The following is a 12503-nucleotide window of genomic DNA, read 5'->3' on the forward strand; positions in this document are numbered from 1 at the left end:
GCCGAAGGCTGCGATGTTTTGATCTTGGTGTTTATAAGATCAAAAGATCGCAGCCTTCGGCAGCTCCTACAGGGGATTTGTGGGGGGTCAGAGGATTTGTGGGGTTGAGCGGGCGACGAGGGAGTCGATGTCGAGGCCGCGTGGCAAGGCGCCGTAGGCGCGGCCACCACCGCTCAGGCGGCTGGCAATAAAGGCATCGCTGACGGCTGAGTTCCCGGCCTCCAGCAATAGCTTGGCCTGCAAACCGAGCGCGATGTCCTCAGTCAACTGCCGCGCCCGATACTGAATGTCACTGGTGTCCTTGAACTGCGCCTGCAACTGTTGAATATGCGCGGCCAAGCGTTTGTCACCGTGGCCATCACCGAGTTCGCTGAACAACACATCCAGCACGCCCGGTTCTTTCGACAACGCCCGCAGCACGTCGAGGCATTGCACATTCCCCGAACCTTCCCACGTAGAGTTCACCGGCGCCTCGCGGTACAAACGCGGCAGGATGCTCTCCTCAACATACCCGGCGCCGCCCATGCATTCCGCCGCTTCGTTGATCATCCCCGGCGCGCGTTTACAGATCCAATATTTGCCCACTGCCGTCACCAGCCGGGCAAACTGCGCTTCGTGGCGATCGTCCAGATGATCCAGCGCCTTGCCCATGCGCAAGCTCAGGGCCAGTGCAGCTTCACTTTCCAGCGCCAGATCGGCCAGCACGTTTTGCATCAGTGGCTGCTCGCTGAGCAGTTTGCCGCCGACCTTGCGGTGCGCGCAGTGATGACTGGCCTGGGTCAGCGCCTGGCGCATCAGCGAACTGGAACCGACCATGCAATCAAAACGGGTCATCGCGACCATCTCGATAATGGTCGGTACGCCGCGCCCTTCTTCGCCGACCATCCACGCCAGCGCGCCACGAAACTCCACTTCGCTGGAGGCGTTGGACTGGTTGCCGAGCTTGTTTTTCAGGCGCTGAATGTAGAACTGATTGCGTGTGTCGTCCGGGCGATGGCGCGGCAGCAGGAAGCAGCTCAAACCCTTGTCGGTCTGCGCCAGCGTGAGGAATGCATCGCACATCGGTGCCGAGCAAAACCATTTGTGTCCGACCAACTCATACGCCTCGCCCGGGCCACTGGCGCCGACCGGATAAGCCTTGGTGGTGTTGGCGCGCACGTCGGTGCCGCCCTGTTTCTCAGTCATGGCCATGCCGATGGTCACGCCAGCCTTGTGCGCCATGCCGACGTTGCGTGGGTCGTATTCCGTGGCGAGGACTTTTGGCAGCCATTGCTCGGCGAGATTCGGTTGCAGACGCAGGGCCGGCACGCTGGCAAAAGTCATGGTCAGCGGGCAACCGCTGCCGGCCTCGGCCTGGCTGTGCAGATAACTCATCGCGGCGCGGGCGACGTGGGCGCCGTCCTGTGGATGCGTCCACGGCATCGAGTGCAAACCATGCTCGATCGCCGTGCGCATCAGCTCGTGATAAGCCGGATGAAATTCCACCAGATCGATACGATGGCCGTAGCGATCATGGCTGACAAATATGGGTTTGTTTTGGTTAGCGAGGAACCCGGCTTCCATCAACGGCCCGCCGGCCAGCGCGCCGTAGGCATCGATCCGCGACTCGGCCCAACCGGCGCCGAACCTGCGCGACCACTCCTGCAACGGCAGGTCGATGCGGTACAGGTTGGTGCCGTCCAGCGACGGCGGCTGGTTGGTGACTTCGTGGGTTTCGGCGAACTGATGCAGGTTCATGACGGGCTCCTTGGCTGTCCAGAAAGCCCAGTTAAGCACCGGCTCTCTGTCGATCAAAGTGTCATAGGCGCCGAATTCGCGGCGCTTTTACCCTATCAGCAGCTCAACACTCGACGCTCCAGCGCCGACTGCAAATCCTCGAATTTCACTGGTTTGTTCAGGTAATCGACCGCGACGCCCGTGGCGCAGACCTCTCGATCGGCACTCAATGCGAGCATGAACACCGGCAAGTTTGTGCAGCCCGGCAGCGCGTGAATCTGGCAGCACAATGACGCGCCTTCGTGGCTGGGCAACTGACAATCGATCAGCACCGCGTCGAAGGTTTCTCGCCGCAGGCAGTCCAGCGCCGTCGCGCCGCTGTCGGCGGTGCGCACGCGGAAACCGAGCTTGAGCAGCATGCCGCGCATCACCAGTTGGTTGACGCTGTTGTCGTCGACCAGCAACACCGTGCAGTCCTGCGGCGCGCGAATGCAATCACCGCCAGGCGCAGGATTCGGCGTGGTCTCAACCACCGGCAACTCAAATTCGACATCCAGCTGAAAACGGCTGCCGCTGCCCGGCTCGGAACGGTGCGTGAGTTTGCCGCCGAGCAGTTCCACCAATTGTCGGCAGATCGCCAGACCGACGCCGAGGCCACCGTATTCGCGAGTCATCGAACCGTCGAGCTGGAAGAAGCGCTGGTACATCGTCGCCTCGCCCAGATCGGTGAAACCGATGCCGGTGTCGATCACCGCAAACGACAGCGCCAGACGATTGCCCGTCGACGGTTTGCCGGTAACCCGCAGCGCCAGCCCGCCCACGCGGGTGAACTTGATCGCGTTATCCAGCAGGCATTCCAGGCATTGCGCAAGTTTGGCGCTGTCGCCGTGCAGACGATCCGGCAGGGTTGGCAGCACGTCGACCTTGAAGTCCAGCGACTTGCTCGCCGCGTTGCCGTCGAACTGCGCGCGCAACGATTCGACCACGCCACGCAAACTGAAACTGCCCGGCGAGGCCTTGAGCTTGCCAGCCTGCAATTCGGTGAGGGTGAGGATGCCGTTGACCATGCGCATCATGTCCCGCGCGGAACCGGCGGCGGTTTGCTGATATTGCTCCAGCTCCGGATCCATCTCGACGGTCTGCATCAATTCCAGCGAACCGATCACCCCGTTCATCGGTGTGCGCAGTTCGTGGGTCAAGGTCGCCAGAAATTCATCTTTGAGCTTGTTGCTGTGGGCCAGTTGCTGGTTGAGCACTTCGAGTTTCTGCCCGGCGTCGTACAGGGTCTGCGCCTGTTGCTCGCGCATCGCGTTGATGCGGTCGGCCAGCGCCAGCGACAGCAGCGCCACTTCGATGGCCGAACCGATCTGGCTGGCGTACATGGTCAGGAACACGTTTGGCAGCAGGCCGAGCACCATCAGCGTGTTGACGATACCGCCGAGCAAAAACGCCGACCAGGCAATGATGAAGTACCGCGCCACCCGCAAACCGCGCCACCAGGCCAGAATCCCTGCGGCAAAAATCACCACGGTGAAGGTCAGCGCCAACGTCGTCGCCAGGCGCAGGGCCAGGGCGTAACTGGTCATCAAGGACAGACCGATGACCAGCGCACCGAACGCGATCAGGCCGATCAAGACGCGATCGAGTCCACGGCTATGGGTTTTGGTTTGCAGGAAACTGCGCGCGAACTGGCTGCCGAACAGGCCGGCGCAACCGATGAAGAACGGGGTCGCGGCGTTGGCCCACCACGGATTGTTCGGCCAGAAGTACTCGACCGCCGCGCCATTGACCGACAGTTGATAGAGGCCAAACGAGGCAATATAGAAGATGTAATAGAGGTAGCTGGTGTCGCGCACGCTGAGGTAGATGAACAGGTTGTAAACCACCATTCCCAGCAGCACGCCATAAATGATGCCGAGCACATACAGGCGCACGGGTTGATCTTCGAGGTACGCGGTGCTCGACCACAACGTCACCGGTGCCTGGATCGAGCCTTGGCTGGCCAGTCGCAGGTACACGGTTTGTTGTTGATCGGGTTCGAAGGCGAGATCGAACAGGTAGTTGTTCTGGCGGATTTCGCGGCTGGCAAACGGCAAGGCGTCGCCGGTCTGACGGATCAGCTGATAGTCGCCATTGGCGTCGGGCAAATACAGATCAAGATGATCGAGCGGCGGATAAGCTAGCTCGAGCAACCAGGTACGCTGGGCGGCGGGGTTGCTCGGGCGGTAATGCAGATCGATTTTCAGCCAGAACGCCGAGCGCGAATAACCGGCATTGAGCGTGGCTTTGTCATGGGCTTTGAAATTGCCGGCAGCGGCCTGCGCGCGGACGTCGGCAATGCTCGCCTGACCACTTGGGTCTTCGAACACTTGCAGCGACCGGCCCAAAGGCAGGTTCTGGGTGAATTCGTCGAATTCGACGGCGCTTGCCATGAGGGGCAAGCAAAACAGCAACATCAGCAAATAGCGCATTGAAGCCCCAGCGTGGCTCGTCCGGTTATGTCAGGAAGCCCCCCCATTCCTTGAGTAGACGTAAAACCGGTATTACCTGTTATTGGTTTGGATCCAGACTAGCATAGCCGCTGCTGGCCATTGAGCACCATCGAAATTTTTCCTACAAAGGCTCTAGAACGGGCGTTTCAGAGCAAAGCAGCGGACTAGAGCTGTTGGGTTGGTCAGGTAGATCAAAAGATCGCAGCCTGCGGCAGCTCCTACATTGATCTGGATTTTCCTGTAGGAGCTGCCGAAGGCTGCGATCTTTTGATCTTGCTCCGCCAGCCACACCCGTAAATCAGCTTTGGTGGTAAGCTCGCGCACCATGAATATCTACAGCTCCCGCCCCGTTGTCCTCTGTCTCTCCGGCCACGACCCAAGTGGTGGCGCCGGCTTGCAGGCAGATATCGAAGCCTTGCTCGCGCAGGGTTGCCATGCGGCTCCGGCCGTCACCGCCCTGACCGTGCAAGACACCGTCAACGTCACTGACTTCCGCGTCCTCGACCGTGAGTGGGTACTGGCTCAAGCCAATGCCGTGCTCAACGACTCCGAAGTCGCTGCGGTCAAACTGGGCATGCTCGGTTCGCTGGAAATGGTCGACACCGTTGTCGAACTGCTCTCGGCGCACCCGCACTTGCCGGTGGTCTGCGACCCGGTGCTGCGCGCCGGTGGCGGCGGACGCCTGGGCAAGGACGAAGTCGGCTATGCGATGCGCGAGCGTCTGCTGCCGCTGTCGATCATTGCCACCCCTAACCTTCCTGAAGCGCGCATCCTCGCCGAACTGCCCGAAGGCACCGCGGACGAGTGCGCTGAAAAACTCCTGCCGTTCGTCAAAAACCTGCTGATCACCGGCGGCCATGGCGACGAAACTGAAATCCACAACCGCGTGTACAGCCGCGACGGTCTGCGTGAAACCTTTATCTGCCAGCGTCTGCCGGGCAGCTATCACGGTTCCGGTTGCACGCTGGCCAGCGCATTGGCCGGTCGACTGGCGCAAGGCGAACACCTCGCCAGTGCCGTGCGCAGTGCACTTGATTACACCTGGCGCACCCTGCGCGATGCCGAACAACTGGGCAAAGGCCAGTTCGTCCCGCGTCGCCTGCCGCTGGATTTCTGCTCGTAACGTCGTGAGGTCTGCCCGATGAAACTACGTGGCCTGTATGCCATTACCGACAGCGAATTGCTGGCCGGCAAGTTTCTCTCTTATGTAGAGGCGGCGCTGGAAGGCGGCGTCACCCTGCTGCAATACCGCGACAAGAGCAACGACGAGGCCCGCCGTCTGCGCGAGGCCGAAGCGTTGCGCGATCTGTGCGAGCGCTACAAAACGCAACTGATCATCAACGATGACGCCGAACTGGCCGCGCGCCTCAACGTCGGCGTGCACCTCGGCCAGACCGACGGCCCGCTGTCGCCGACCCGCGCCCTGCTCGGTTCAAAAGCCATCATCGGTTCGACCTGCCACGCGCAAATCGCGCTGGCCGAACAAGCCGCCAAAGAAGGCGCGAGTTACGTCGCCTTTGGTCGCTTCTTCAATTCCAACACCAAGCCCGGCGCACCGACCTGCAGCCTCGATCTGCTCGACGAAGCCAAACGCACGCTGCACCTGCCGATCTGCGCGATTGGCGGCATCAGCCTCGACAACGCTGCGCCGCTGGTAGCCCACGGGGTCGACCTGCTTGCCGTGGTTCACGGTTTGTTCGGTGCAGAGAGCACCGCCGAAGTGACCCGCCGCGCCCGCGCGTTCAACGAATTGTTCAAATCCTGAAGATTGAGAGCCCGATCATGTCTCGTTCCGAAACCCTGTTTGCCAACGCCCAGAAACACATTCCCGGTGGCGTGAACTCGCCAGTCCGCGCATTCAAGAGCGTTGGCGGCACCCCGCTGTTCTTCAAACACGCTGAAGGCGCTTACGTTACTGACGAAGACGACAAGCGTTATGTCGATTACGTCGGTTCGTGGGGCCCGATGATCCTCGGCCACAGCCACCCGGACGTGCTCGACGCGGTGCGCAATCAGCTGCAACACGGCTTGTCGTACGGCGCGCCGACCGCGATGGAAACCGAGATGGCCGACCTGGTCTGCTCGCTGGTGCCATCGATGGACATGGTGCGCATGGTCAGCTCCGGTACTGAAGCGACCATGAGCGCAATCCGTCTGGCCCGTGGTTACACCGGCCGCGACAGCATCATCAAGTTCGAAGGCTGCTACCACGGTCACTCCGACAGTCTGCTGGTCAAGGCCGGTTCCGGCGCGCTGACCCAAGGCGTACCGAGCTCGGCCGGCGTGCCGGCGGCGTTCGCCAAACACACCCTGACCCTGCCGTTCAACGACATCGACGCGGTTGAAAGGATGTTGGCGGAAGTGGGCGACGAAGTGGCATGCATCATCGTTGAGCCGGTAGCCGGCAACATGAACTGCGTGCCGCCAGCGCCGGGCTTCCTCGAAGGCTTGCGTTCGCTGTGCGACAAACATGGCGTGGTGCTGATTTTCGACGAAGTGATGACCGGTTTCCGCGTTGCCCTCGGCGGTGCTCAGGCTTACTACGGCGTAAACCCTGACCTGACTACTTTCGGCAAGATCATCGGTGGCGGCATGCCGGTCGGTTGCTTCGGCGGTAAGCGCGAAATCATGGAACGCATCGCGCCGCTGGGCCCGGTGTATCAGGCCGGCACGTTGTCGGGTAACCCGCTGGCCATGGCCGCCGGTTTGACCACCCTGCGTTTGATCAGCCGTCCGGGTTTCCACGCCGAGTTGAACGACTACACCACGCGTCTGCTCGACGGTCTGCAACAGCGTGCCGATGCTGCGGGTATTCCGTTCGTGACCACCCAGGCGGGCGGCATGTTCGGCCTGTACTTCAGCGGCGCCGACGACATCGTCACTTTTGAAGACGTGATGGCCAGCGACGCTGCCCTGTTCGGTCGCTTCTTCCACCTGATGCTGGAAGGTGGCGTGTACCTCGCACCGAGCGCCTTCGAAGCCGGTTTCACCTCGATCGCTCACGGCGAAGCCGAGTTGCAACTGACGCTGGACGCTGCCGAACGCGCCTTCGCCGCACTGAAATAATCGCCGTACCGCTGACGTTGGCTATCGCCAGCGTCAGCATTCACCTACATCCGCGCTGTTTTTCCGATGCTCCTGCTAAAAATCTCCCCTAAAGTGGGCGATATATTCCCCGCGCAGCAGAAAAACGAGTAAAGACTTTGTAAGGTTGGCCCTGCTTATTTCATAATGCGCGCTTATTGGATCCCTCGATGGGTCCGCGTGCCCTTCAGAGGTAAGTCGATTCCCATGAACCGCACCGGCCGCACCCTTGCCTTGGGCTGCCTGTTGCTCCTTCAGCCCCTGCTCGCGCATGCACAAGCAGGCGGCAACTCGTTGTTGATCCCGGCGATGGGTCGTTGCACCCTCAATACTCAGCCGCAAGACGTCACGCAGGCACTGGCCGCCTGCCAGAAAGCGGCGGACGAAGGGGATGCGCAAGCGCAATACGAGTTGGGTGAGTTCTACTACGACGGCAAAAATGCGCCGCGCGACCTCAATCAAGCCCTGAGCTACTTCGAAAAAGCCTCGTTGCAAGGCCACGCTCAGGCGCAGTTCAAACTCGGCACGATGTTCTTCCACGGTGAAGGCGTGCAGGCCAACAACATTCAGGCGTATATCGTTTTGAAGATGGCTGCGGTCAACGGCGCGGAAGATGCGCTGGATACGGCCGACGAAGTGTCCGAAAAGATGTCCCGCGAAGACCTTGAGACTGCCACGCAGGTGCTTGGGCAAATTTTCCGTAAATACCTGATGGAACTGCAGAGCGCCGATGGGCGTACGCCTTTCTCACCTCTTCCCTGACCGCCGATAGTTCCCACGCTCTGCGTGGGAATTCATCCCGTGACGCTCCGCGTCACCGACGCAGAGCGTCGAAGGCGGCATTCCCACGCAGAGCGTGGGAACGATCAATCCAGGATCTGTTGTTACTTCTCAGGCATCGGCATCGGGAACGGCATCACATTGCCGACCGCACCACGGGCTTCGCTGATTTTCGGGGTGCCCAGACGTTCCACTTCGTCGATGCGCACAATCGAATGCATCGGCACAAAACTGCGAACCACGCCTTCGAACTGCGCCTTGAGCTTTTCTTCGCTCGGGTCGACGACCACTTGCGTGCGCTCGCCAAAGACGAACTCTTCCACTTCCAGAAAACCCCACAGATCACTTTGATAGATCTGCTTGGCGTACATTTCGAACACCTGGCCCTGGTTGAGGAAAATCACCTTATAGATTGGAGCTTCGCGTTTGGTCATGGCGGGGGGATAACATCGGGGATAAAAATGAGGGCGCAAACTATAGCATAGCCACCAGACGCACAGCGGTAGGAACCTGAGGGCTTGTTCCCTATAATGCCGGGTTCTTTGAATCACGTGACGACCCGAATCCATGGCCAAGAAGCTTTACATCGAAACCCACGGTTGCCAGATGAACGAGTACGACAGCTCGCGCATGGTCGATCTGTTGGGTGAACATCAGGCCCTGGAAGTCACCGCGCGCGCGGAAGACGCCGACGTGATTCTGCTCAACACCTGCTCGATCCGCGAGCGCGCGCAAGATCGCGTGTATTCGCAGCTCGGCCGCTGGCGCGAACTGAAACTGGCCAACCCGGACATGGTGATCGCCGTCGGCGGTTGCGTGGCCAGCCAGGAAGGCGCGGCGATCCGTGATCGCGCGCCGTACGTTGACGTTGTCTTCGGCCCGCAGACCCTGCACCGTCTGCCGGAAATGATCGACGCCGCGCGCATCACCAAGCTGCCGCAGGTCGACGTGTCGTTCCCGGAAATCGAAAAATTCGACCATTTGCCCGAGCCGCGCATCGATGGCCCGAGCGCTTATGTGTCGGTGATGGAAGGCTGCAGCAAGTACTGCACGTTCTGCGTGGTGCCGTACACCCGTGGCGAAGAAGTCAGCCGGCCGTTCGATGACGTGATCGCTGAGGTCATCCACCTCGCCGAAAACGGCGTGCGTGAAGTGACGCTGCTGGGGCAGAACGTTAACGGTTATCGCGGTACGACCCATGACGGTCGTCTGGCTGATCTTGCTGAACTGATTCGCGTAGTCGCCGCGATTGATGGCATCGACCGCATTCGCTACACCACTTCGCACCCGCTGGAATTCTCCGACAGCCTGATTCAGGCTCACGCCGACGTGCCGGAACTGGTGAAGCATCTGCACTTGCCGGTGCAATCGGGCTCCGACCGGATTCTCGCGGCGATGAAGCGCAACCACACCGCGCTGGAGTACAAATCCAAGCTGCGCAAATTGCGTGCGGCGGTGCCGGGGATCTGCATCAGCTCGGACTTCATCGTCGGTTTCCCCGGCGAGACCGAGAAAGATTTCGAACAGACCATGAAGCTGATTGCCGACGTCGGTTTCGACTTTTCCTACTCGTTCGTTTACAGCCAACGTCCGGGCACTCCGGCCGCCGATCTGGCTGACGAGACGCCGGAAGAGTTGAAAAAGGAGCGCTTGAACGCGCTGCAACATCGCCTGAATCAGCAAGGTTTCGAGATCAGCCGACAAATGGTCGGCTCGACGCAACGGATTCTGGTGACCGATTATTCGAAGAAAGACCCGGGCGAGCTGCAAGGCCGCACCGAGAATAATCGTATCGTCAACTTCCGCTGCGACAATCCAACCCTGATCGGCCAGTTTGCTGATGTGCACATCGATGCCGCCCAACCGCACTCGCTGCGCGGCTCGTTGATCCAATAATCAACACAAAACCGTAGGAGCAAGGCTTGCCCGCGATGGCCGCGCCGCGATCTGTCTAACAGACCGCGCGACCGTTCATCGCGAGCAAGCTTTGCTCCTACAGGCCGGTGTTTGGTTTTGGAGTATTTAAGAGCTTTCGCACCCAAGCCTCTGGCGTTATCCTTGATTTCATCTTAATTGCCCCAGGGCGGCTAAATACGACCTTGAACGCACCCATAGAACCACATCGTTTTATCCTCGAGCCCTTTGAGGCTCGCCGCTTCGCCAATCTGTGCGGGCAATTCGACGAGCATTTGCGCTTGATCGAACAGCGCCTGACGATCGAGATCCGCAACCGCGGAAACCAGTTCGAGCTGATCGGCGACCCCAAACACACCACGTCTGCGGAAAATCTGATTCGTCGCCTGTACCGGGAAACCAAAGGTTCAGAGCTGTCGCCAGATACGGTGCACCTGTTCCTGCAGGAATCGGCCGTGGTCGAGCTGGACAATCACGCCCCCGCCGAAGCCTCCGTTGCCCTGCGCACCAAGAAAGGCATGATTCGCCCGCGCGGCTTGAATCAGCTGCGCTACGTGAAGGAAATCCTCGGTAACGACATCAACTTCGGCATTGGCCCGGCCGGTACCGGCAAGACCTATCTGGCAGTGGCTTGCGCTGTTGATGCACTGGAACGTGAGCAGATCCGCCGCATCCTGCTGGTGCGTCCGGCGGTTGAAGCGGGTGAAAAACTCGGCTTCCTGCCCGGCGACCTGTCGCAGAAGATCGACCCGTATTTGCGCCCGCTCTACGACGCGCTCTACGAGATGCTCGGTTTCGAATACGTCGCCAAGCTGATCGAACGCCAGGTGATTGAAGTTGCGCCTCTGGCCTACATGCGCGGTCGTACGCTGAACAACAGCTTCATCATTCTCGACGAGAGCCAGAACACCACCGTTGAACAGATGAAAATGTTCCTCACGCGGATCGGCTTTGGTTCTACGGCGGTCATCACCGGTGACATCACCCAGGTCGACCTGCCGAAAGGCACCAAATCGGGTCTGCACCATGTGATCGAAGTGCTCAAAGACGTGCCAGGCATCAGCTTCACGCACTTCCAGCCGAAAGACGTCGTGCGCCATCCTTTGGTACAGCGGATTGTCGAAGCCTACGAGCGCTTCGAAAACCGTGACGAAGCACCCAAGGACACCTCGCGAAATGCTTGAGCTAGACCTGCAAATCGCGACTGAAGCGAGCGCGCCGAGTGAAGCCGACTTCCGTCTGTGGTGCGAACTGGCCCTGCGCCAGCGCACCGCTGACTCGGAAATGACCATTCGTCTGGTCGACGAGGAAGAAGGCCGCGAGCTCAACCACACCTGGCGCCAAAAGGATTACGCGACCAACGTCCTGTCGTTCCCCGCTGACGTGCCCGACGAGTTTCTCGACATCCCGTTGCTCGGCGATCTGGTGATCTGCGTGGCGGTGGTTGAGCGCGAAGCCGCCGAGCAAGGCAAGGAACTAAAGGCCCACTGGGCGCATCTGGTCATTCACGGCTGCTTGCATCTGCTTGGTTACGACCATATAGATGACGACGAAGCCGAAGAAATGGAAGCACTGGAACGCGAGTTGCTTGCCGAATTGGGCTATCCCGATCCGTACGCGGACGACGAAACCGAAACATCCCCTATCGTTACAACAAAGGATTCAGAGTAATCGCTATGAGCGAAGATCGATCGAGCAACGGGCAGAAGTCATGGCTGGGTAAACTCACCCAGGCTTTTGCCCACGAGCCGAAGAACCGTCAGGAGCTCCTCGAGCTGCTGCGTGATGCACATCAGAACAAACTGCTGGACAGCGAAGCGCTGGCCATCGTCGAAGGCGCCATTCAGGTGGCTGACCTGCAAGTACGCGACATCATGGTGCCGCGCTCGCAGATGATCAGCATCAAGGCGACCCAGACACCCCGTGAATTCCTCCCGGCCGTGGTCGACTCGGCCCACTCGCGCTACCCGGTCATCGGCGAAAGCCATGACGACGTGATGGGCGTGCTGCTGGCCAAGGATCTGCTGCCGCTGATCCTCAAGGAAAACGGCGACAGCTTCAACATCAAGGATCTGCTGCGCCCGGCCACGTTCGTGCCGGAGTCCAAGCGTCTGAATGTGTTGCTGCGTGAATTCCGCGCCAACCACAACCACATGGCCATCGTCATCGACGAATACGGCGGCGTGGCCGGTCTGGTGACCATCGAAGACGTGCTGGAACAGATCGTCGGCGACATCGAAGACGAGCACGACGTCGAAGAAGACAGCTACATCAAGCCGCTGCCAAGTGGTGATTTCCTGATCAAGGCCCTGACGCCGATCGAGAACTTCAACGAGTTCTTCGACAGTGAATTCTCCGACGACGAGTTCGACACTGTCGGCGGTCTGGTGATGAGCGCGTTCGGGCACTTGCCAAAACGCAACGAAATCACTGAAATCGGCGCCTATCGTTTCCGCATCCTGAACGCCGACAGCCGTCGGATTCATTTGCTGCGACTCACGCCAATCGCCCGGTAAT

12 protein-coding genes are annotated in these 12503 nt (G+C 60.0%); 8 read left to right on the forward strand and 4 right to left on the reverse strand.

Going from position 1 to position 12503, the window contains the following annotated elements; all coding sequences use genetic code 11:
- Window positions 1-87 precede the first annotated feature (87 nt).
- The 3 genes from QMX93_RS15800 to QMX93_RS15810 form a co-directional block, all read right to left on the reverse strand.
- On the reverse strand, window positions 88-1737 hold the full coding sequence (locus QMX93_RS15800; protein ID WP_282356941.1) for an acyl-CoA dehydrogenase family protein: 1650 nt from the start codon (window positions 1735-1737) through the stop codon (window positions 88-90).
- A 95-nt stretch (window positions 1738-1832) separates the two neighbouring features.
- Window positions 1833-4187: a hybrid sensor histidine kinase/response regulator gene (locus QMX93_RS15805; protein WP_282356943.1), complete on the reverse strand. Its 2355-nt coding sequence runs from the start codon at window positions 4185-4187 to the stop codon at window positions 1833-1835.
- 153 nt (window positions 4188-4340) lie between these two features.
- Window positions 4341-4535 carry a hypothetical protein gene (locus QMX93_RS15810; protein WP_282356945.1) on the reverse strand — a complete coding sequence of 65 codons (195 nt, stop codon included), beginning with the start codon at window positions 4533-4535 and terminating at the stop codon, window positions 4341-4343.
- Here QMX93_RS15810 and QMX93_RS15815 point away from each other — a divergent pair.
- The 4 genes from QMX93_RS15815 to QMX93_RS15830 all read left to right on the forward strand — a co-directional run bounded on the left by QMX93_RS15815 (window position 4534) and on the right by QMX93_RS15830 (window position 8054).
- Window positions 4534-5331, forward strand: coding sequence for a hydroxymethylpyrimidine/phosphomethylpyrimidine kinase (locus QMX93_RS15815; RefSeq protein WP_007909650.1), 798 nt, complete (start codon window positions 4534-4536; stop codon window positions 5329-5331). The two genes, QMX93_RS15810 and QMX93_RS15815, sit on opposite strands and share 2 nt — an antisense overlap.
- An 18-nt stretch (window positions 5332-5349) precedes the next feature.
- Window positions 5350-5973 (forward strand): thiamine phosphate synthase, encoded by a 624-nt coding sequence (gene thiE, locus QMX93_RS15820; RefSeq protein ID WP_008081079.1) that lies wholly within the window; start codon window positions 5350-5352, stop codon window positions 5971-5973.
- Between the two features lie 17 nt (window positions 5974-5990).
- Window positions 5991-7274, forward strand: a complete 1284-nt coding sequence (hemL, locus tag QMX93_RS15825) for a glutamate-1-semialdehyde 2,1-aminomutase (RefSeq protein ID WP_282356947.1) — start codon at window positions 5991-5993, stop codon at window positions 7272-7274.
- A 225-nt stretch (window positions 7275-7499) separates the two neighbouring features.
- The gene (locus QMX93_RS15830; protein ID WP_003228518.1) at window positions 7500-8054 is read left to right on the forward strand and encodes a tetratricopeptide repeat protein; all 555 of its coding nucleotides are present in this window, start codon (window positions 7500-7502) and stop codon (window positions 8052-8054) included.
- Between the two features lie 122 nt (window positions 8055-8176).
- Here the strand turns inward: QMX93_RS15830 and QMX93_RS15835 are convergent, their stop codons facing one another.
- Window positions 8177-8506: a DUF1820 family protein gene (locus QMX93_RS15835; RefSeq protein WP_003185742.1), complete on the reverse strand. Its 330-nt coding sequence runs from the start codon at window positions 8504-8506 to the stop codon at window positions 8177-8179.
- Between the two features lie 133 nt (window positions 8507-8639).
- Between QMX93_RS15835 and miaB the strand changes: the two genes are divergently transcribed.
- The 4 genes from miaB to QMX93_RS15855 all read left to right on the forward strand — a co-directional run bounded on the left by miaB (window position 8640) and on the right by QMX93_RS15855 (window position 12502).
- On the forward strand, window positions 8640-9968 hold the full coding sequence (gene miaB / locus QMX93_RS15840) for a tRNA (N6-isopentenyl adenosine(37)-C2)-methylthiotransferase MiaB (protein ID WP_053124140.1): 1329 nt from the start codon (window positions 8640-8642) through the stop codon (window positions 9966-9968).
- 203 nt (window positions 9969-10171) lie between these two features.
- Window positions 10172-11170, forward strand: coding sequence for a PhoH family protein (locus QMX93_RS15845; protein WP_038361873.1), 999 nt, complete (start codon window positions 10172-10174; stop codon window positions 11168-11170).
- A complete protein-coding gene (ybeY, locus tag QMX93_RS15850; protein ID WP_282356952.1) occupies window positions 11163-11657 on the forward strand; it encodes an rRNA maturation RNase YbeY in 495 nt (164 codons plus the stop codon). Before QMX93_RS15845 ends, ybeY begins: the two co-directional genes overlap by 8 nt.
- A 5-nt stretch (window positions 11658-11662) precedes the next feature.
- A complete protein-coding gene (locus QMX93_RS15855) occupies window positions 11663-12502 on the forward strand; it encodes an HlyC/CorC family transporter (RefSeq protein ID WP_007909641.1) in 840 nt (279 codons plus the stop codon).
- Window position 12503: the final 1 nt, after the last annotated feature.

The sequence above is a fragment of the Pseudomonas sp. PS01303 genome, assembly GCF_029959385.1.
Classification (GTDB): Bacteria; Pseudomonadota; Gammaproteobacteria; order Pseudomonadales; family Pseudomonadaceae; genus Aquipseudomonas; species Aquipseudomonas rustica.

What these genes read in the sequence shown, in the direction of transcription:
- QMX93_RS15800 (WP_282356941.1), bottom strand. Translation starts at nt 1,737, where the DNA reads ATGAACCTGCATCAGTTCGCCGAAACCCACGAAGTCACCAACCAGCCG.
- QMX93_RS15805 (WP_282356943.1), bottom strand. Translation starts at nt 4,187, where the DNA reads ATGCGCTATTTGCTGATGTTGCTGTTTTGCTTGCCCCTCATGGCAAGC.
- QMX93_RS15815 (WP_007909650.1), top strand. Translation starts at nt 4,534, where the DNA reads ATGAATATCTACAGCTCCCGCCCCGTTGTCCTCTGTCTCTCCGGCCAC.
- QMX93_RS15810 (WP_282356945.1), bottom strand. Translation starts at nt 4,535, where the DNA reads ATGGTGCGCGAGCTTACCACCAAAGCTGATTTACGGGTGTGGCTGGCG.
- thiE (WP_008081079.1), top strand. Translation starts at nt 5,350, where the DNA reads ATGAAACTACGTGGCCTGTATGCCATTACCGACAGCGAATTGCTGGCC.
- hemL (WP_282356947.1), top strand. Translation starts at nt 5,991, where the DNA reads ATGTCTCGTTCCGAAACCCTGTTTGCCAACGCCCAGAAACACATTCCC.
- QMX93_RS15830 (WP_003228518.1), top strand. Translation starts at nt 7,500, where the DNA reads ATGAACCGCACCGGCCGCACCCTTGCCTTGGGCTGCCTGTTGCTCCTT.
- QMX93_RS15835 (WP_003185742.1), bottom strand. Translation starts at nt 8,506, where the DNA reads ATGACCAAACGCGAAGCTCCAATCTATAAGGTGATTTTCCTCAACCAG.
- miaB (WP_053124140.1), top strand. Translation starts at nt 8,640, where the DNA reads ATGGCCAAGAAGCTTTACATCGAAACCCACGGTTGCCAGATGAACGAG.
- ybeY (WP_282356952.1), top strand. Translation starts at nt 11,163, where the DNA reads ATGCTTGAGCTAGACCTGCAAATCGCGACTGAAGCGAGCGCGCCGAGT.
- QMX93_RS15855 (WP_007909641.1), top strand. Translation starts at nt 11,663, where the DNA reads ATGAGCGAAGATCGATCGAGCAACGGGCAGAAGTCATGGCTGGGTAAA.